Genomic DNA, 22,347 nt, shown 5'->3' on the forward strand with positions numbered 1-22,347 from the left:
TCAGGGCGCGTTGCCGTCCAGCGCGGCCCTGACCAGGTCGTCCAGGTCCATCGCGTCGATCGAATCCCCCGGAGCCTGGTCCTCCGCCGCCGCCGGGTGGCCGGCCAGCTGGAGCAGGGGCTCCAGCAGCCCGACCTCCCGCAGCCGGGCGAGGGGCACGGAGGTCAGCAGCGCCCGGATCTCGTGCTCCTGCTCATCGGCGACGGAACCGCCGCCCGTCTCGGGTACGAGCTCCCGCAGCACATGCCCGGCGAGGGCGACGGGCGTCGGATGGTCGAAGACGAGCGTGGCGGACAGGCTCAGCCCGGTCGTCGCGGTGAGCTGGTTGCGCAGCTCGATCGCGGCCAGCGAGTCGAAGCCGAGGTCCTTGAACGCCCGCTCGGCGCCGACGGCCTCGGGCCCCGCGTACCCGAGCACCTCGGCGACCTGGGCGCGGACCAGGTCCAGCACCATGCGGGGCCGCTCCGCCGCCGGGCGGCCGAGCAGCCGCTCCCGCAGTTCGGCCGCGGCCGACGCCTGGTCGCGCGGGGAGACGACGGCGCCCGCGGTCAGCTCCGCATACCGGGGCAGCTCGCGCAGCAGGGGGCTGGGCCGCCGGGTGGTGAAGGCGTGGATGAACCGGGCCTGGTCGATGTCGGCGACCACGGGGGTGGGGTCCCCGGACGCCACCGCGACGCGCATGGCCGACAGCGCGGCCTCCGGGGCCATCGCGCTCACCCCGGTGCGCTGCGACGCCTCCTCGGCGCGGGCGCTCGCCGCCATGCCGCCACCGGCCCAGGCGCCCCAGGCCACCGAGGTGGCGGGCAGGCCCTCGTCCCGGCGCCGCTCGGCCAGCGCGTCCAACGCCGCGTTCGCGGCGGCGTAGTTGGCCTGGCCTGCGTTGCCCACGGCGCCGGACGCGGAGGAGAACAGCACGAACGCCGTCAGGTCCAGCTCCCGGGTCAGCTCGTCCAGGACGGCCGCCGACTCCACCTTGGACCGGAACACCGCCTCGAACCGCTGTGGCGACAGGCCGTCGAGGACACCGTCGTCCAGGACACCCGCCGCATGCACCACGGCAGTCAGCGGGCAGTCGGCGGGGATGCCCGTCAGCAGGTCCGCCATCTGCCGCCGGTCGGCGGCGTCGCAGGCCACGATCGACGCCCGGACGCCCAACCCGGCCAGCTCGGACCGCAGCTCCCCGGCGCCCTCGGCCTCCGGGCCGCTGCGGCTGGCGAGCAGGATGTGCTCCGCGCCCTCGCGCGCCAGCCACCGGGCGACATGGCCGCCCAGGGTCCCGGTGCCCCCGGTGACCAGCACCGTGCCCGAGGGCTTCCAGCCGTCCTCGGGCGGGGCGCCGACCGGCCGTTGCAGCCGGCGGCCGAACACCCCCGCGGCGCGCACCGCGATCTGGTCCTCGGCGGGCTCCGGTCCACCGGGCTGCGCCAGCACCCCGGCGAGCCGCGAGGCCGTACGCCCGTCCAGCTCCTCGGGGAGGTCGACCAACCCGCCCCAGCGCTGCGGGTGTTCGAGCGCGGCCACCCGGCCGAGCCCCCACACCGCCGCCTGCCGCGGGGCGGTCACCCGGTCCTCCCCGCCGGTCGACACCGCGCCCCGGGTGACACACCACAGCGGGGCCTCGATCCCGGCGTCGCCCAGGGCCTGCACCAGTACGGCGGTCAGGGCGAGCCCCGGCGGAACGGCCACGTCCGCGGAGTCGGCCACGGCCAGCAGCGACACCACACCGGCCGGCCGGAGGCCCTCGGCGACCAGCTCGCGCAGCCGCCCGGCCAGCGCCGCACGGTCCGGTCCGGTGACCTCCAGCCGTACCGTTCCGGTGCCCAGCGCCTCGACCACCGCGCCCACCCAGGGGTCCTCGGCGTGTCCGGCCGGGACCACGGCCAGCCATGTCCCCGAGGGGGCGGCCGGTGCCATGCGGGTGAGCGGCGTCCAGCCGATCCGGTACCGCCGGCTTTCCGCGGCGGACTGCTCGTGGCGCCTGCGGCGCCAGGTCGAGAGCGCGGGCAGGACCTTCGTCAACGCCTCGTCCTCGACGTCCAGCGCCGTCGCCAGCGAGGCGATGTCCGCCCGGTCGGCCCGTTCCACGATGGCCCAGAAGTCCGCGTCCGCCGTATCGGGGGCCGCGGCCTCCTCATGAGTGGTGTCCTCGGGCCAGAAGCGCTGGTGCTGGAAGGGGTAGGTGGGCAGGTCGATCCGCCGGGCGCCGGAGGAGGCGAAGAAGCCCGCCCAGTCGACTCCGGCGCCGTGCGCGTACAGCCGGGCCACGGCCGACACCAGGGCGGCCTCCTCGTCGCGCGTCCTGCGCAACGCGGGGACGAGCAGGGCACCCGCCGACCGTTCGCCGAGGGTTTCCTGCGCCATGGCGGTCAGTACGGCGTCGGGCCCCACTTCCAGGAAGGTGGTGACGCCCTCGGCGGCGAGCCGGCTGACGCCGTCGGCGAACCGCACCGTACGGCGGACATGCTCCACCCAGTACTCGGGCGCGCACACCCGCTCGGCCGACACCACGTCGCCCGTCAGGTTGGACACCAGCGCGATCCGCGGCGCCGCCATCGTCAGGCCGCGCACGATCCGGCCGAACTCCGCCAGCATCGGCTCCATCAGCGGGGAGTGGAACGCATGGCTGACCGTCAGCCGACTGGTCTTGCGACCCTGCTCGGCGAACCGGGCCGCCACGTCCAGCACGGCGGCCTCGTCGCCCGCCACGACCACCGACCGCGGACCGTTCACGGCCGCGACCGAGGCCCGCTCCCCCAGATGGGGCGCCACCTCCTCCTCGGTGGCCTGAAGCGCCACCATCGCTCCCCCGGGCGGCAGCTCCTGCATCAGCCGGCCGCGCGCCGCCACCAGGGCGCACGCGTCCGGCAGCGAGAAGACGCCCGCCACGTGGGCCGCCGCGATCTCGCCGATCGAATGCCCTGCCAGATAGTCCGGGACGATCCCCCAGGACTCCAGCAGCCGGAACAGCGCCACCTCGACCGCGAACAGCGCGGGCTGGGTCCAGCGCGTCTCGTCCAGCAGCTCCGCCCCGGCCGTCCCGGCCTCCGCGAACACCACCTCGGCCAGCGGCCGTTCGAGGTGGGCGTCCAGGTGTGCGCACACCGCGTCGAACGCCTCGGCGAACGCCGGGAAGGCGCCGTACAGCTCCCGGCCCATGCCCGCCCGCTGGCTGCCCTGGCCCGAGAAGAGGAAGGCGGTCCGGCCACCGGCCGCGGTGTCCTCGATCACCCGTGCGGACGGGCGTCCTTCGGCCACCGCCTGAAGGCCCTCGGCCAGCTCGTCGCGGTCCGCGCTCAGCACCGTGGCCCGTTCCTCGAAGGCCGCCCGGGTGGCGGCCAGCGAGAACGCCAGGTCGGCGAGGCCGAGTTCCGGGTGCGCGGCGACATGGCCGAGCAGTCGGCGGGCCTGCTCGCGCAGCGCCTGGGGGGTGCGGGCCGACAGGGCGACGGGCCACGGCGCGCCGTCGCGCCGTGGCGCGGCGGGGGTCCGGGCGGGCTCGTCGTCGGGGGCCTGCTCGATGATCACATGGGAGTTGGTGCCGCTGGCGCCGAACGAGGAGATCCCGGCCCGGCGCGCCCGCCCGGTCCGCGGCCAAGCGGTGGCCTCGGCGGCCAGTTCCACCGCACCGGCGGACCAGTCCACATGCGAGGTGGGGGCGTCCAGATGGAGCGTCCTGGGCACCACGCCATGGCGCATCGCCATGACCGTCTTGATCACACCGGCAACGCCCGCCGCCGACTGTGTGTGTCCGATGTTGGACTTGACCGAGCCGAGCAGCAGGGGCCGTTCGCGGTCCTGGCCGTAGGTGGCCAGCAGCGCCTGGGCCTCGATGGGGTCGCCGAGTGTGGTTCCGGTGCCATGGGCCTCGACCACGTCCACGTCCGCGGGGGACAGCCCGGCGTTCGCGAGGGCGCGGCGGATGACCCGGCGCTGCGAGGGGCCGTTGGGCGCGGTCAGCCCGTTCGACGCGCCGTCCTGGTTGACCGCCGAGCCGCGCAGGACCGCCAGGACGCGGTGGCCGTTGCGCCGGGCGTCGGACAGCCGCTCCACCACGAGCATGCCGACGCCCTCGGACCAGCCCGTGCCGTCCGCCGCCTCGGCGAACGCCTTGCACCGGCCGTCGGCGGACAGCGCGCCCATGTCGCTGAACTCCACGATCCCCACCGGCGTGGACATCACCGTCACCCCGCCGGCCAGCGCCAGCGAGCACTCGCCCGAGCGCAGCGCCTGGGCGGCCAGGTGCAGCGCCACCAGCGACGAGGAGCAGGCGGTGTCCACGGTCACCGCCGGGCCCTCCAGGCCGAAGCTGTACGAGAGGCGGCCGGAGATCAGGCTGGCCGCCTGCGCGGTCTGGGCGTGGCCGCGCTGGTCGGCGGGCGGGCGGTAGTCGCCGCTGGTGGCGCCGACGAAGACGCCCGTGTCGCCGCCGCGCAGCGTGTGCGGGTCGACACCGGCCCGCTCCAGCGCCTCCCACGCGGCCTCCAGCACCAGCCGCTGCTGCGGGTCCATCACCATGGCCTCGCGCGGCGCGATACCGAAGAAGCCCGGGTCGAAATCGGCGGCGTCGTAGAGGAACCCGCCGCCCCGGGCGGCGCTGCGCCCGCGTCCGTCCGGGGCGCCGTCGGCCAGTGTGCCGAGGTCCCAGCCGCGGTCGGTGGGCAGGTGGCCGATGGCGTCGGCCTCGTCCACGACCAGTTGCCACAGGTCCTCGGGCGAGCGCACACCGCCGGGGTAGCGGCAGCTCATGCCGACGATCACGATCGGGTCGTCGGTGGTGCGGGCGGGCAGCGCAGCCGTGTGGTCGTCGCCGTCCACGCCGTCCTCGCCGAGCAGTTCGGCCCACAGGTGGCCGGCGAGCGCCGCCGGGGTCGGGTGGTCGAAGGCGAGGGTGGTGGGCAGGGGCAGACCGGTGGCCCGGGTCAGTTGGTTGCGCAGGTCCACCGCGGTCAGGGAATCGAATCCGAGGTCCGAGAAGGCCCGGTCGGCCTCGATCGCCTCGGCGCCCGTGTGCCCCAGCACCTCGGCGACCGCGCCGCGGACCAGGTCCAGCAGGGCGTGGGAGCGCTGGACGCCGGGCAGGGCCAGCAGCCGTGTCCGCAGTTCGGCCGCCGTGCCCGTGGCGCCGGCAACGTCGGTGTCCCGCCCGGCCGCCGCGGCCTCCAGCGCCGTACGGGCCTCGGGCAGCGCGGCGAACAGCGCGCTCGGGCGTACGGCGGTGAACGCGGGGGCGAACCGGTCCCAGCCCACGTCCGCGAGCGTCACCGCGTCCTGTTCGCCGTCCACCGCCCGGCCCAGCGCGGTCACGGCCAGCCGCGGCGGCAGGCCGGGGAGTCCGCTGAGCCGCAGATGTGCCGCCATCCCGTCGGAGGTGTCGGTGGGTGATGTGGCCCAGGCGCTCCACGCCACCGAGGTGGCCGCGGCCCCGCGCGCCCGGCGCCGGTCGGCCAGCGCTTCGAGGGCGGCGTCGGCGGCCGCGTCGGCGGCCCGTCCCGCCACGCCCCACACCCCCGCGACCGAGGTGAGCAGCACAAATGCGTCCAGGGGCCGGTCGCCCAGCAGTTCGTCCAGATGTGCCGCCTCCGCGATCCGGTCCGCCACCGCCGCGGCCGGCTCCCCGGCCGCGGTCGCGTCGATCCGGTCGGTGGCGCCGGGCGGGGCGGGCGACAGGTCTGGCTGTCCGGCGTGCACGACCGCGTCCGGCGGGAACTCGTCGAGCAGCGCCGCCAGGGCGTCGCGGTCGGCCGGGTCATACGCCCGCGCGGTCACCCGGACGCCCGACTCGGTGAGGTCGGCCAGCAGTTCGGCGGTGTCGGGCGCGTCGGGGTCCTGCGGGCCGGTCAGCACCAGATGCCCGGCCCCCTCCGCGACCAGCCACCGGGCGAGCTGCCCGGCGGATGCGCCGCTGCCGCCGGTGAGCCAGACCGTGCCCCGCGGCCGCCACCGCCCGTCGGCGACCGGCGCCGCGGCCCGCACCAGCCGGCGGCCGAAGACCCCGGTGGCGCGCACCGCCACCTGGTCCTCGGCGGGGTCGTCCGCGCCGCCGGCCAGGACGGCCGCGAGCCGGGCACGGGCCCGCTGGTCGAGGGAGCCGGGCAGGTCGACGAGACCGCCCCAGCGCTCCGGGTGTTCCAGCGCGGCCACCCGGCCCAGGCCCCACACCGCGGCCTGCCCCGGATCCGCGGGGGCGTCGCCGCGGCCCACGCGGACCCCGCCCAGGGTGGCGCACCACAGCGGTGCCTCGATGCCCGCGTCGCCCAACGCCTGGATCAAGGCGCAGGTCAGCGCGGTGGATTCGGGCCCGGTCCGCCCGAGGGCGAGCAGGGACAGCACACCCGCGAACCGCTCCCGCATCTCCCCGAGCCGCCCGGCCAGGGCGGCCCGGTCGGCGTCCGCCACCTCGATGCTCACGGTGTCCGGCCCCATCACCTCGGCGACGGCCGCCACCCATTCCTCGTCGACCACCCTGGCCCCGTCGGTGCCGGGGACGACCAGCAGCCAGGTCCCCTCCGGGGCACCGGTCCGCGTTCCGGCGAAGGCCGGCCCGGTGAGCGGTGTCCAGCTCACCCGGTAGCGCCAGCCGTCCACGACGGACTCGTCGTGGCGGGACCGGCGCCACGACGAGAGCGCGGGCAGTACCGCTGTCAGCGAGTCTCCGTCCACCTCCAGCGTGGACGACAGCGACTCCAGGTCCTCCCGCTCCACGGCCGACCAGAACTCCGCGTCCACCGGGTCGGCCGCCACGGGCCCCGCCGTGTCCGGCGCGAACTCGGGCCAGAACCGCTCGTGCTGGAAGGCGTACGTCGGCAGGGTGGTCCGGCGCGCACCGGACCCGCTGAAGTACGCGGCCCAGTCCACCGGCACGCCGTGCACATGCAGCGCGCCCAGCGCAGCCGTGATCTCGGGTTCCTCGTCGCGGTCCGTGCGCAGCAGCGGGACCACCAGCGGTTCGGGCCCCTCGTCGGTCAGCGTGTGCCGGGCCATCGCCGCCAGCACCCGGTCGGGGCCCAGCTCGACGAAGGCGGTCGCGCCCGCGTCCCGCAGGGTGCGCACTCCGTCGCCGAACCGCACCGGCTCCCGCACCTGGCGCACCCAGTAGCCGGGGGAACACAGCTCCTCGGCCGTGGCCTGTCGGCCGGTCAGGTTGGAGACGACGGGGATCCGCGGCTCCTGGTACGCCAGTTGTCCGGCCACCGCGGCGAACGCGTCGAGCATCGGTTCCATCAGCGGCGAGTGGAAGGCGTGCGAGACCCGCAGCCGCCTGGTCCTGCGCCCTCGGGACTCCAGTTGCCCGGCGATCCGCGCCACCGCCTCCTCGTCACCGGCGATCACCGTCGCGGTGGGGCCGTTGACCGCCGCGACGGAGACCAGGGCATCGTGTCCGGCCAGCAGCGGGGCGACCTCGTCCTCGGTGGCCTCCAGCGAGACCATCGCGCCACCGGCGGGCAACGCGTCCATCAGCCGGGCCCGCGCCGCCACCAGCCGGCACGCGTCGGCGAGCGAGAACACCCCGGCGGCGTGGGCCGCCGCCAGTTCCCCGATGGAGTGCCCGGCGAGCAGGTCCGGGCGTACGCCCCACGACTCCAGCAGCCGGAACAGGGCCACTTCGACGGCGAACAGGGCGGGCTGGGTGTATCCCGTACGGTCCAGCAGCTCCGCCGCGGCCGTCCCGGCGTCGGCGAACATCACCTCCCGCAGCGGACGGTCCAGCTCCATGTCCAGATGGGCCAGCACGTCGTCCAGCGCCTCGGCGAAGGCGGGGAAGCGGTCGTAGAGCCGCCGCCCCATGCCGGGCCGCTGGCTGCCCTGGCCCGAGAAGAGGAACGCCGTCCTGCCACCGGGGGCGCGTACCACCCCGCGCGCCGCCTCCGTGAACCCGTCGCCGGTGGCCAGCAGCAGCGCGCGGTGGTCGAACGCCGGGCGGCCGAGGGCCAGCGTGTACCCCACGTCCACGGGGGACGGCCGCGGGGCGCTCATGCCAACGAAGGAGGTGAGCCGGTCGAGCTGCGCGTTCAGCGCCTCCTGGCCGCGGCCCGAGACGAGCCACGGCACCACGGCCGGGATCGGCCCGGGCTCGTGCGGCCCGGCGGGTTCGGCCACGGGCGCCTGCTCGACGATCACATGGGCGTTGGTGCCGCTGACGCCGAAGGCCGACACACCGGCCCGCCACGGCCGGTCCGTCCGCGGCCACGGCGTGGCCTCGCGCACCAGGGACACCGCGCCCGAGGCCCAGTCGACGTGCGAGGACGGCGTGTCCACATGCAGTGTCCGGGGCAGCACACCCTGCCGCATCGCCATGACCATCTTGATCACACCGGCCACACCGGCCGCGGCCTGCGTATGGCCGATGTTGGACTTCACGGTGCCCAGCAGCAGCGGTTCCCGGCGCTCCCGGCCGTAGGTGGCGAGCAGGGCGTGCGCCTCGATGGGGTCGCCCAGGGTGGTGCCGGTGCCGTGTGCCTCGACCGCGTCGACGTCACCCGGTGTCAACCGCGCGTCGGACAGGGCCTGCCGGATCACCCGCTGCTGCGCGGGGCCGTTGGGCGCCGTCAGCCCGTTGGACGCGCCGTCCTGGTTGACCGCGGTGCCGCGCACCACGCCCCAGACCTCGTGTCCGTTGCGTACGGCGTCCGAGAGCCGCTCCAGGACCAGCACCCCGACGCCCTCGGACCAGGCGGTGCCGTCGGCGGCGTCGGCGAACGCCTTGCACCGGCCGTCCGGGGCGAGTCCGCCCTGCACGCTGAACTCGGTGAAGGAGTCCGGGCTCGACATCACGGAGACGCCGCCGGCCAGGACGAGCGAGCACTCGCCGCGCCGCAGCGCCTGGGCCGCCCAGTGCAGCGACACCAGCGAGGACGAGCAGGCGGTGTCGACGGTGACGGCCGGCCCTTCGAGCCCCAGGGTGTACGACAGCCGGCCCGACATCACGCTGGCCGTGTTGCCGGTGGCCACGTGTCCGCGCACATCGGCGGTGGCCTTGCGCAGCACACCCGCGTAGTCCTGTCCGTTGGTGCCGACGAAGACGCCGGTGTCGCTGCCCCGAAGCGTGGCGGGGTCGATCCCGGCCCGTTCCAGCGCCTCCCACGAGGTTTCCAGCAGCAGCCGCTGCTGCGGGTCCATGGCGAGGGCCTCGCGCGGGGAGATACCGAAGAACGCGGCGTCGAAGTCGCCCGCGTCGGGCAGGAAGCCGCCCTCCCGCGTGGCGGAGGCGCCGTCCGCGAGCGCGTCGAGGTCCCATCCCCGGTCGGTGGGGAACGGGGAGATGCCGTCCCCGCCGTCGGCGAGCAGCCGCCACAGGTCCTCCGGCGACGCCACGCCGCCGGGGAACCGGCAGCTGATGCCGACGATGGCCACCGGGTCGTCGTCCACGGGCGGTGTCGCCGAGTGCGCCGGGGGCGCGGAGCTGTCAGCCGCCGCGCCGAGCACCTCGGTGAGCAGGAAGTCCGCCAGCGCGTACGGCGTGGGGTAGTCGTAGACCAGGGAGGACGGCAGGGTCAGCCCGGTCTCCGCCGCCAGCGCGTTGCGCAGCTCGACCGTGGTGAGCGAGTCGAAGCCCAGGTCCCGGAACGCCTGGTCGGGGGCGATGGCCGCGGTGTCGCCGTGGCCGAGTACGGCGGCCACCCGGCCGCGCAGCAGGTCGAGCACGTACCCGCCCCGCTCGGTCTCGGGCAGGCTCGTCAGCCGGCCGCGCAGCGTCGGCTGGTCCGACGGCGTGCCGCCCCGGCCGGTGTCCGCCACCTCCCGGGCGCGCCGTACCTCCGGCAGGTCGGCCACCAGGGGCGCGGGCCGGGCCGTGGCGAAGGCGTCCAGGAAGCGGTCCCAGTCGATGTCGGCGACGGTCAGCACCCGCTCGTCGCGTTCGATCGCCTGCCGGAGCGCGGCGACGGCCAGCCGCGGGGGCATCGGGGTGAAGCCGCCCCGGCGCACACGGCCCTCCAGCGCCGCGCCGTCGGCCACCATCCCGGCCTCGGCCCACGGCCCCCAGGCGAGGGACGTGGCGGCCAGACCGCGGTCCCGGCGGCGCTGGGCCAGGGCGTCCAGATAGGCGTTGGCCGCGGCGTAGTTGCCCTGCCCGGGGGCGCCTATGGTGCCCGCGACCGAGGAGAACAGGACGAACGCGGCGAGATCGTGGCCCTCGGTCAGCTCGTCGAGGTTGCGGGCGGCCTGTGCCTTCGACCGCATCACGGCGGTGAACCGGTCCGGGGTGAGGGCGTCCACCACCCCGTCGTCCAGCACACCGGCGGTGTGGAACACGGCCGTCAGCGGGGTGTCGGCGGGGATCGCGTCCAGCACGGCGGCCAGGGCCTCGCGGTCCGCGGCGTCGCAGGCCGCGACGGTGACCCGGGCGCCGAGCTCGGCCAGCTCCTGGACGAGCGCCTCCGCCCCCGGCGCGCGCGGCCCCCGGCGGCTGAGGAGCACCAGATGCGCGGCGCCCTCGGCGGCCATCCAGCGGGCGAGGTGCCCGCCGAGCGCGCCGGTGCCACCGGTGATCAGCACGGTGCCGTTCGGGGTGAACTCCCCTGTCTTGGCAGCCGGTTCGGCCGGCCCGTGGGTCAGCCGTCGTACGAAGGTGCCGGAGGCGCGCACCGCCACCTGGTCCTCGTCGGCGCCCCGGCCCAGCACCCCGGCGAGTCGGCGTACCGCCTTGGGGTCGGGCTCGGCCGGCAGGTCGACGAGGCCGCCCCAGCGCTCCGGGTGTTCCAGCGCGGCCACCCGGCCGAGACCCCACACCGCGGCCTGCGCCGGGGCGTGGACCGGCTCCGAGCGGCCGATGGACACCGCACCCCGGGTGAGACACCACAGCGGGGCCTCGATGCCCGCGTCGCCCAGGGCCTGGACCACCGTGGTGGCGTGGGCCGCGGCCGTGGCCGGATCCCCGTCGTCCCCGGGCGTGTTGTGCGCGGGCAGCGCCAGGACTCCGGCGAACCCCGGCTCTTCGGTGTCCGCCTCCTCCCTGTCCGCCCGCCGCAGCAGCAGTTCGGCCAGCGTGGCCCGGTCCCCGTCCGCGGGCTCGACCAGCACGGTCGGTACGCCGAGGCCGTCGAGGACCGAGCGTGTCCAGCTGTCCTCGGCCGCTCCGGGCGGCGCCACGACCAGCCAGCGTCCCGAGAGCGCGGGCGCCCGGGTCGCGTCGCCGGTGACGGGCTTCCAGGTGACGCGGTAACGCCAGCTGTCGGTGGCCGAGCGGTCGCGGCGCTGCCTGCGCCAGGTCGACAGCGCGGGCACCATCGCCGTCAGGACGCCGTCGTCCAGGTCGAGGGCCGAGGCCAGCGAATCCATGTCTGCCCGCTCCACGGCCGACCAGAACTCGGCGTCCTCGGCCGGTGCCGCGTCGCCGTCCGCCCCGACCGCGGTCTCGGGCCAGAAGCGGCTCCGCTGGAACGCGTAGGTGGGCAGGTCGATCCGGTGTGCCCCGGACCCGGCGAAGAACGCCGTCCAGTCCACGGCGACGCCGTGGGTGTGCAGCCGCGCCAGCGCCGAGACGATCGCGGACACCTCGGCACGGCCCTTGCGCAGCAGCGGGAGCAGCGCCGTCCGCGGCCGGTCCGCGAGGCTCTCCTGGGCCATCGCGGTCAGCACCCCGTCGGGGCCCAGCTCCACGAAGGCGGTGACGCCCTGCCCGGCCAGCCACTCCACCCCGTCGGCGAACCGCACGGTGCGGCGCACATGCTCCACCCAGTACTCCGGCGAGCACACCTGCTCGGCCGAGACCGGCCCGCCGGTCAGGTTCGACACCAGGGCGACGCGCGGGGCCTGGTACGAAAGCTCCTCCACCACCCGCCGGAACTCCGCCAGCATCGGCTCCATCAGCGGCGAGTGGAAGGCGTGGCTGACGGTCAGCCGCCGGGTCTTGCGGCCCTCGTCCGCGAACCGCGCGGCGATCCGCCCGACCGCGGACTCGTCACCGGCCACCACCACCGAACGCGGCCCGTTCACCGCCGCGATCGACACCCCCTCGGCCAGCTCGGGGACGACCTCGTCCTCCGCCGCCTCGACCGCCACCATGCACCCGCCCGGGGGCAGCTCCTGCATCAGCCGGGCCCGCGCCGCCACCAGCGCGCACGCGTCCGCCCGCGACAGCACCCCCGCCACATGCGCGGCCGCGATCTCACCGATCGAATGACCCGCCAGGTAGTCCGCCGTGATCCCCCAGGACTCGACGAGCCGGTACAGCGCCACCTCGACGGCGAACAGGGCGGGCTGGGTCCAGCCCGTACGGTCCAGAAGCTCCGCTTCCGCCGAGCCCTCCCCGGCGAACAGCACCTCGCCCAGCGGCCGTTCGAGGTGGCCGTCCAGGTGTGCGCATATCTCGTCCAGGGCCTCCGCGAACACCGGGAAGGCCTCGTACAGCTCCCGGCCCATCCCGGCCCGCTGGCTGCCCTGGCCCGAGAAGAGGAAGGCGGTCCGGCCGCCGGCCGCGCCTCCCTGGACGAGGGAGCCGTGCGGGGCGCCGTCGCGCAGCGCGGCGAGACCGCTCAGCAGCTCCGTGCGGTCCGCCGCCACGACCGTGGCGCGGCGCTCCAGCGCGGAGCGGGTGGTGGCCAGGGAGAAGGCCACATCCGTCAGGGGCAGTTCGGGCCCGGCCCCCAGCAGCGACAGCAGCCGGGCCGCCTGGGCGCACAGGGCCTCGTCGCCACGGGCGGAGAGGGTGACGGGCACCGGGGTACCGGGGGTGTGCTGCTCGGCGGGCTCCGCGGGCTCTGTCGCCTCGGGGGCCTGTTCGAGCACGGTGTGGGCGTTGGTCCCGCTGAGGCCGAAGGAGGAGACGGCCGCCCGCCGGGGATGCCCGGTGGCGGGCCACTCGACCGGTTCGGTGAGCAGCTCGATGGCACCGGCCGACCAGTCCACATGGGAGGAGGGCCGGTCGACGTGGAGGGTGGGGGGCAGCAGTCCCCGGCGCATCGCCATGACCATCTTGATCACGCCGGCCACGCCGGAGGCCATCTGGGTGTGGCCGATGTTGGACTTGACCGACCCGAGCAGCAGCGGGCGTTCGCGGTCCTGCCCGTAGGTGGCCAGCAGCGCCTGGGCCTCGATCGGGTCGCCGAGCGCGGTGCCCGTGCCGTGGCCCTCGATCGCGTCGACCTCTCCCGCGGTCAGCCGGGCGTTGGCCAGGGCCTGCCGGATCACGCGCTGCTGCGCCGGGCCGTTGGGGGCGGTCAGCCCGTTCGACGCGCCGTCCTGGTTGACCGCGGAGCCGCGGACGAGCGCGAGGACCGGGTGGCCGTGGCGCCGGGCGTCGGACAGCCGCTCGATCAGGAGGAGGCCGACGCCCTCGGCCAGGCTCATGCCGTCGGCCGCGTCGGAGTACGCCTTGCACCGGCCGTCGGTGGCCATGGCCCGCTGCCTGCTGAAGCCGACGAAGGCGCTGGGGGTGGCCATGACGCTGACGCCGCCCGCCAGGGCGAGGGAGCTCTCCCCGTCGCGCAGCGACTGGCAGGCCAGATGCAGCGCCACCAGCGAGGAGGAGCACGCCGTGTCGAGGGTGACCGCGGGGCCTTCGAGCCCGAACACATAGGACACCCGGCCGGACAGCACGCTGGACAGGGTGCCGGTGATCATGTGGCCCTCGGAGCCCTCGGCGGCCCCCCGCACGCCCGTGGTGTAGTCCTGGTAACTGGCGCCGATGAACGTCCCGGTGTCGCTGCCGCGCAGCGTGGCCGGGTCGACGCCGGCGCGTTCGAACGCCTCCCAGGCGGTCTCCAGCAGCAGCCGCTGCTGGGGGTCCATCGCCACGGCCTCGCGCGGCGAGATCCCGAAGAACGCGGCGTCGAAGTCGGCCACGTCGTGCAGGAAGCCGCCCTGGGTGGAGTACGTCCTGCCCTTGCGGTCCGGGTCCGGGTCGTAGAGGGCCTCGGCATCCCAGCCGCGGTCCGCCGGGAAACCGGTGATGGCGTCCCCGCCGCCGACGACGAGGTCCCACAGCTCCTCGGGGGATCCGATGGATCCCGGGTACCGGCAGCTCATGCCGATGATGGCGATGGGCTCGTCGGGCGCGGCGGCCGCGAGGGCGGGCGCGGACGCGGCAGGGGTGTCCTGGTCGGTGGCGATCCGGGCGCGCAGATACGCGGCCAGGGCGGCCGGGCTCGGGTGGTCGAAGACCAGGGTGGTCGGCAGCGTCAGCGCGGTGGCGGCGGCGAGCCGGTTGCGCAGGTCCACCGCGGTCAGCGAGTCGAACCCGATGTCCCGGAAGGCCCGTTCCTCCGTGAGCGCCTCCGGCGACCGGTGTCCCAGGACCGCGGCGGCCTCGGTGCGGACCAGGTCCAGCAGCTGCCGGTCCCGCTCGGCGTCGGGCAGGGCCAGCAGCCGCGCGGCGAACTCACCGCCGGCGCCACCTGTCGGCTCGGCCGCCTCCGCCCGCCGCCGTGCCTCGGGCACCTCGTCGAACAGACGCGTCGGCCGCACCGAGGTGTAGACCGGGTAGTAGCGCTCCCAGTCGACGTCCGCCACGACCAGCGCGGTCTCGTCGTCGTCCAGGGCCTGCCGCAGTCCGGCCAGGGCCGGTTCGGGGTCCATGAAGACCAGGCCGCTGCGGCGGATCTGCTCCGGGTCGACCCGGCCCAGCCGGGTGTCGTCGGACCAGATGCCCCAGGCCAGCGCCGTGGCGGGCAGCCCTCGGGCGCGGCGGTGGTCGGCCAGCGCGCCGAGGAAGGCGTTGCCCGCCACATAGGCGGCGTGCCGGCCGCTGCCCCAGGTCCCGGCCGTGGACGAGTACAGGACGAGCGCGTCGAGTTCCTCGTCGTCGAGCAGCTCGTCCAGGTGCCGGGCGCCGGCCACCTTGGCGCCGACCACCTCGGCGAACTCGGCCATGGTGGTCTCGTCCAGGCTGTGCAGCGCGATGGTCGCGGCCGTGTGCACGGCGGTACGGACCGTGCGGCCGTCGGCCTTGAGCCGCGCCAGCAGGGCGGCGAGCGCCTCGCGGTCCGTGACGTCGCACGCCACGACCTCGGCCTCGGCGCCCAGCTCGGCGAGTTCGGCCACCAGGGCGGGCGCGCCGGGCGCGGCCATGCCCCGCCTGCTGGTCAGCACGATGTGCTCGGCGCCCTGCCCGGCCAGCCAGCGGGCCAGATGCGGCGCCAGGGTCCCGGTACCGCCGGTGACCAGCGCGGTCCCGCGCGGGGTCCAGGGCGTGTCCGGTTCGGTGTCGCCCGCGGGAGCGCGTACGACACGCCGGGCCAGCACACCGGAGGAGCGGATCGCCAGTTGGTCCTCGCCGGTGGCCCCGGCCAGGACGGCGGCCAGCCGCCGGGCGGCGCGCCGGTCGAGGGTCTCGGGCAGATCGACCAGGCCGCCCCAGCGGTCGGGGTGTTCGAGCGCGGCGGTCCAGCCGACGCCGTGCACCTGGGCCTGGACGGGGTTCGCCACTCGGTCGGAGCGCCCGGTGGACACCGCGCCCCGGGTGAGGCACCACAGCGGCGCCTCGATGCCGGTGTCGCCGAGGGCCTGGACCAGGGCGACGGTCAGGGCGAGGCCGGCCGCCAGCGCGGGGTGGGGGCTGTGCGGCTCCTCGGCGGCGGCGAGCAGGGACACGACCCCGGCGAATTCCGGGGAGCCGTCCTCAGGGGGTGAGTTGACGTCGTCGAGGCGCGCCGCCAGCACGGCACGGTCGGCGCAGGATTCGTCCAGCGCCAGCCGGCGTACGGCGGCACCGTGTTCGCCGAGCGCGGCCGTCACGGCGTCGGTGGCGGCGTCGGACGCGCCGTCGACGGTGACGACCAGCCAGGTGCCGGACAGGGACGCGGTGGGGACGCCGCGCAGCGGGCGCCAGGCGACCCGGTACCGCCAGCCGTCCACGGTGGCCCGGTCCTGGCGCCGCCTGCGCCAGGACGACAGCGCGGGCAACACCGCGGCCAGCGAGGTCTCGTCGATGTGCAGGGCGGAGGTCAGGGAGGCGAGGTCCTCCCGCTCGACCGCGGTCCAGAAACGGGTGTCCTCCGGGCCCGCCCGGCCGTCCGGGTCCGGCCCGGCGGGCAGCGCCCAGAAGTGCTCCCGCTGGAACGCGTAGGTGGGCAGCTCCACCCGGTGTGCGCCGTGGTCCGCGAACATTCCCGGCCAGTCGACCGGCACACCGCGCACGAACGCCTGGGCCAGCGAGGTGAGGAAGCGGTCGAGACCGCCGTGGTCGCGGCGCAGCGTGCCGCAGACGACGGCGGGGCAGCCGGCGGTGTCCACCGTCTCCTGGATCCCGACGGCGAGCACGGGGTGGGCGCTGATCTCGATGAACGCCCGGTGTTCCGCGGCCAGGAGGGCGCGGATGGCCGGTTCGAAGCCCACGGTCCGGCGCAGGTTGCGGTACCAGTAGTCGGCGTCCATGCCCGTGGTGTCGAGCCAGTCACCGGTCACGGTGGAGAAGAACGGTACGTCGCAGGCGCGCGGGCGCAGCGCCGCCAGCCGCTCCAGCAGCTCCTCGTGGAGCTCCTCCACATGGGCGGAGTGCGAGGCGTAGTCCACGGCGATCCGCCGCACCCGCACATCCTCGCCCGTCAGCTGCTCGACCAGGCCGTCCAGCGCCTCCCGGTCGCCGGACACCACGACCGACCGGGGACCGTTGACCGCGGCGATCGACACCCGGCCGTCCCACCGCTCCAGCCGGGCCTCCACCTCGCCGACCGGCAACGGCACCGACGCCATGCCCCCCGCACCGGCAAGCCGCCGTGCGATCGCCTGGCTGCGCAGCGCGACCACTCGGGCACCGTCCTCCAGGGACAGCGCACCCGCCACACACGCGGCGGCGATCTCGCCCTGGGAATGGCCCACCACCGCGTCCGGCTCCACACCGCAGGACCGCCACACCGCCGCGAGCGACACCATCACCGCCCACGACACCGGCTGCACCACATCCACCCGCTCCAACGACGGCGCGCCTTCGACCTGCCGCACCACGTCCATCAGCGACCAGTCGATGAACGGTGTCAGGGCAGCGGCGCACTCCCCCAGCCGCTCCGCGAACACCACGGACTCGGCCAACAGCCGGGCGCCCATCCCCGCCCACTGCGAACCCTGCCCGGGGAAGACGAACACCGACTTCCCCTCCACATCGGCAACGCCCCGCACCACGGCGGCCGACGAGGCGCCCTCGGCGAGCGTCTCCAGTTCCCGCCGGAGATCCTCGGTGCGCTCGCCGACGACCACGGCCCGGTGTTCGAAGAGGGACCGCGAGGTGGCCAGCGAATACGCGATGTCGGCGGACGCCGTCCCGGGGTGGCCGTCCAGGTGGGAGAGCAGGCTTGCGGCCTGCTCCTTCAGCGCGGCGGCGCCACGGGCCGACAGCACCCACGGGAGGGCCCCGACGTCCCGTCGCGGCTCCTCGGCGGGGGTCGGCGGCGGCTCGGTCGCGGGCGCCTGCTCCAGCACGGCGTGCGCGTTGGTGCCGCTCACGCCGAACGAGGAGACGGCGCAGCGGCGCGGCGCCCCGGTGTCCGGCCAGGTGACGGGGTCGGTCAGCAGCGCCACCGTGCCGGGTGACCAGTCGATGTGCGACGACGGTCGCTCGGCGTGCAGGGTTTCGGGCAGCAGCCCGTGGCGCATCGCCATGACCATCTTGATCACGCTCGCCACTCCGGCCGCGGACTGGGTGTGCCCGATGTTGGACTTCACCGAGCCGAGCAGCAGCGGCCGGTCCGGGGCGCGCTCCTCGCCGTAGACCGCCTGGAGCGCCTGGACCTCGATCGGGTCGCCCAGCGATGTGCCGGTGCCGTGCGCGTCGATGGCGTCCACGTCGCCCGCGGACAGCCGCGCGTTGGCCAGGGCCTGCCGGATGACCCGTTGCTGGGACGGCCCGTTGGGCGCGGTGAGGCCGTTGGACGCGCCGTCCTGGTTCACCGCCGAGCCGCGGACCAGCGCCAGCACCGGGTGTCCGTGGCGTCGGGCGTCGGAGAGCCGTTCGACCAGCAGGATGCCGACGCCCTCGGCCAGGGTCATGCCGTCGGCGGCCTCCGAGAACGCCTTGCACCGGCCGTCCGCGGCCAGCGCCCGCTGTCGGCTGAAGGCGAGGTACGGGGCGGGCGTGGCCATCACGGTCGCTCCGCCGACCAGGGCGAGCGAGCTCTCTCCCTCGCGCAGTGACCGGCACGCCAGGTGCAGGGCCACCAGCGACGACGAACACGCGGTGTCCACGGTGACGGCGGGGCCTTCGAGGCCGAACACATAGGACAGCCGGCCGGAGAGCACGCTGGGGCTGCTTCCGGTGACCATGTGGCCCTCGGTGCCGTCCGCCACCCCGGTGCCGTAGTCCTGGTAGGTCGATCCGATGAACGTGCCGGTGAGGCTGGAGCGCAGCGACCTCGGGTCGATGCCCGCCCGTTCGAAGCTCTCCCAGGCCGTCTCCAGCAGCAGTCGCTGCTGCGGATCCATGGACAGCGCCTCACGTGGCGAGATACCGAAGAACGCCGGGTCGAACTCGCCCGCGTCGTGCAGGAAACCGCCCAGTGTCGAGTACGTCCTGCCCGCCCGGTCGGGGTCGGGGTCGTACAGCGCGGCCGTGTCCCAGCCGCGGTCGGTGGGGAACTCCGAGATGGCGTCCGTCCCCTCGGCCACGAGCCGCCACAGCTGCTCGGGGGAGCGCACGCCGCCGGGGAAGCGGCAGCTCATCCCGATGATGGCGATCGGCTCGTCGTCATGGGCCGAGGAGAGGGCCACCGGCCCGGTGACGGCGGCCCCGGTGCCGAGGAGCAGGGTGCGCAGATGCCGCGCCAGCGCCACGGGGCTCGGGTAGTCGAAGGCCGTGGTGCTCGGCAGGCTCAGCCCGGTCAGGGTGACCAGCCGCTTGCGCAGCTCCACCGCGGTCAGCGAGTCGAACCCCAGGTCGCGGAAGGCACGCTCTTCGGGTACGCCGTCGGCGGAGGCATGCCCGAGCACGGCGGCCGCCTCGGCGCGGACCAGGCTGGTCAGCAGCCGTTCCTGCTCGGCCTCGGCGCGCCCGTGCAGCCGCCGGGCCAGCTCCGATCCGCCGTCCGCGTCCGAGGCCGCGGACCGCCCGCCCGCCTGCGCCCGCGCCTGCTCACGGGCCTCGGGCAGGTCGCCGAGCAGCGGGCTCGGCCGTACGGAGGTGAAGACGGGCAGATACCGGTCCCAGTCGACGTCGGCGACGGTCACGGTCGTGTCGCCCTGCACCACGGCGCGGCGCAGTTCGGCGATGGCCCGCTCGGGCGTCAGGAACCGCAGACCGTGCCGCTTGAGCCGGTCCGCCATCGCCTCGTGGGTGGCCATGCCGGACTCGGCCCAGGGGCCCCAGGCCACGGAGGTGGCCGCGAGTCCGCGGGCGCGGCGGTGTTCCGCCAGCGCGTCCAGGTAGGCGTTGGCCGCGCCGTAGGCGCTCTGGCCGCCGCTTCCCCACACGCCGGCGAGGGAGCCGAACAGCACGAACAGATCCAGGTCACGGTCGCCCAGCAGGGCGTCGAGGTGGGCGGCCCCGGCCAGCTTCGCGGCGACCGCCTCCTCGAACTCCGCGGGCGCCATGCCCTTCAGCGGTGCGGCCGAGGCGACACCCGCGGTGTGTACGACCCCGGTGAGCGGGGAGTCGGCGGGAAGGTCGGCGAGGGCGGCGGCCAGCGCGTCGCGGTCGGCGGCGTCGCAGGCCACGATGCGCACCCCGGCGCCCAGGGCCTCGAGTTCGGCGCGCAGTTCGTCCGCGCCGGGGGCCTGGGCGCCCCGGCGGCTGGTCAGCACCAGGTGTTCGGCGCCGGCGCGCGCCAGCCACCGGGCGACCTCGGCACCCAGGGCGCCGGTGCCGCCGGTGACCAGGACGGTGCCACGGGCGGTGAAGTCGTGGGGGGCGGGCAGGCCGTCCACCGTGCGATGGGCCAGCCTGCGGGCGGACACTCCGGTGGCGCGGATCGCCACCTGGTCCTCGTCGCGGTGGTCGGAGGCGGGCGCGGCGGGTCCGGCCAGCACGCTCACGAGCCGCTGGGCGGCGGGCCGGTCGAGCACCTCGGGAAGGTCGACCAGTCCGCCCCACCGGTCCGGGTGTTCCAGCGCGGCGGCCCGCCCCAGCCCCCAGATCGCCGCCTGGAGCGGGCTGGTGACCGGGTCGGACGGCCCGGTGGACACGGCGCCCCGCGTGGCGTTCCACAGCGGGGCGGTGACACCGAGGTCGCCGAGCGCCTGCACCAGGGCGACGGTGAGCGCCAGGCCGGCGGGCAGCGCCGGATGGGCGGGGTCGGGGCGCTCGGCGACGGCGAGCAGTGAGAGCACTCCGGACACCTCGCCGAAGCGCACCCCGTCCACGGTGCCGTCCGCTCCCCGAACGTCTCCCTGAGCGTCCGCGAGCCGTGCGGCCAGGACGGCTCGGTCGGCGCACGCGTCGTCCAGGACCACCCGGTGGACGCGGGCGCCGTGCTCGCGCAGCGCGTCCGCCACGCCGTCCTCGAACCGGTCGTCGTGCGGATCGTCCGCCGTGACGACCAGCCAGGTGCCGGCCGGCACCGGTGGCGCGGACACGCGCAGCGGCTTCCACTCCACCTGGTATCGCCAGGAGTCCAGCACGGCCTTCTCATGCCTGTTCTGACGCCACGAGGACAGCGCGGGCAGCAGGGCGTACAGCGACGCGTGGTGTTCGTCCTCCAGCCCGAGTACGGTGGCCAGTTCCTCGGCGTCCCTGCGCTCGACCGCGCTCCACAGCCGCTCGTCCGCCGGATCCGCGACCGCCTCCGGGCTGGTGCGCGCGGCGGTGTCGGGCCAGTAGAAGTCGTGCTGGAAAGCGTACGTCGGCAGGTCGACACGGCGCGCGCCGCGGCCGGCGAAGTACCGGGGCCAGTCCACGCGCACCCCGCGGACGTGCAGCCTGGCCAGGGCCGCCGCGACGGTCAGGTCCTCGGCGCGGTCGGCCCGCAGCGCGGGCACCGCCTCGGCCGCGGAGTCATCGCCGAGCGTGTCCTCGGCCATGGCGGACAGGACGCCGTCCGGGCCGAGTTCGAGGAAGGTGGTCGCGCCCGCGTCGCGGAGGGTGCGCACGCCGTCGGCGAAGCGGACCGTCCCGCGCACGTGCTCCACCCAGTAGTCCGGGGAGCAGATCTGTTCCTCGCCGACGAACTCGCCGGTCACATTGGACACGATCGGGAGGGTCGGCGCGGCGTAGGCCAGGCCGCGCGCCACCTCGCGGAAGCCGTCGAGCATGGCGTCCATGCGGGGCGAGTGGAAGGCGTGGCTGACCCGCAGCCGCTTGGTCTTGCGGCCCAGGTCGAAGAAGTAGGAGGCGACCTCGAGCACGGCCGCCTCGTCGCCGGAGAGGACCAGCGCGGTCGGGCCGTTCACCGCGGCCACCGCGATCTCGTGGCCCCGGCCGGCCAGCAGCGGCGCCACCTCGTCCTCGGTGGCCTGCACGGACACCATCGCCCCGCCCGCGGGCAGGGCCTGCATCAGCCGGGCCCGCGCGGCCACCAGGGCGCAGGCGTCCGGGAGGGTCAGCACACCGGCGGCGTGTGCCGCGGCCAGCTCGCCGATCGAGTGGCCCGCGACACAGCCGGGTTCGACGCCCCAGGAGAGCATCAGCCGGAAGAGCGCCACCTCGACGGCGAACAGGGCGGGTTGCGTCCAGCCGGTCAGGTCGAGCAGCTCGGCTTCGGGCGTGCCCTCGCCGGCGAACAGCAGCTCGCGCAGGGGGCGGTCCAGATACGGGTCCAGCTCGGCGCAGACCTCGTCCAGCGCCCGGGCGAACACCGGGAACCCCGCGTACAGTTCCCGGCCCGCTCCCGGCCGCTGGCTGCCCTGGCCGGAGAAGAGCAGCGCCGGCCTGTCCGCGCCTCCCGCCTCGTCCTCGACCACGGCGGGGTCGGGGCGGCCCTCGGCGAGCGCGGCCAGGGCGCGCAGCAGCCCGGACCGGTCCTGCGCGACCACGGCGGCGCGCTGCTCGAAGGCCGAGCGGGTGGTGGCGAGCGAGAGCGCCACATCGGTGGCGTCCAGCGCGGGGTCGGCCTCCACGCGGGACGCCAGACGGGCGGCCTGGGCCCGCAGCGCCGCGCGGCCGCGGCCGGACAGCAGCCAGGGAACGGCGCCGCGGCCGTCGGTCGGCTGCGTGGGCTCGCCGGGCTCGGGGCTCGACGGCGCGGGCTGTTCGACGATCAGGTGGGCGTTGGTGCCGCTGATGCCGAACGAGGACACGCCCGCCCGGCGCACCCGGTCCGTCGACGGCCACTCCACCGCCTGAGTGAGCAGTTCGACCGCGCCCGCTTCCCAGTCCACATGCGACGACGGCGCGTCCACGTGCAGTGTGCCCGGAAGCACACCGTGCCGCATCGCCATCACCATCTTGATCACACCGGCCACGCCCGCCGCGGCCTGGGTGTGCCCGATGTTCGACTTCACCGACCCGAGCCACAGGGGCCGTTCCCGATCCTGCCCGTACGTGGCCAG

At 75.7% G+C, this 22,347-nt stretch carries 1 protein-coding gene (only partly in view); it reads right to left on the reverse strand.

Annotation, left to right across the window (positions count from 1 at the left end):
• A protein-coding gene (locus ABTY62_RS34005) for a type I polyketide synthase (RefSeq protein ID WP_352133262.1) crosses the window boundary here: on the reverse strand, positions 1 to 22,347 show its 3' portion. 6,516 nt of this gene lie beyond the right edge of the window; only the last 22,347 of its 28,863 coding nucleotides appear in the window; its start codon lies off the right edge, out of view — the gene reads right to left on this strand; the stop codon is at positions 1 to 3.

Origin of the sequence: Streptomyces sp. NPDC097640, from assembly GCF_040302705.1 — a bacterium.
GTDB lineage: Bacteria > Actinomycetota > Actinomycetes > Streptomycetales > Streptomycetaceae > Streptomyces.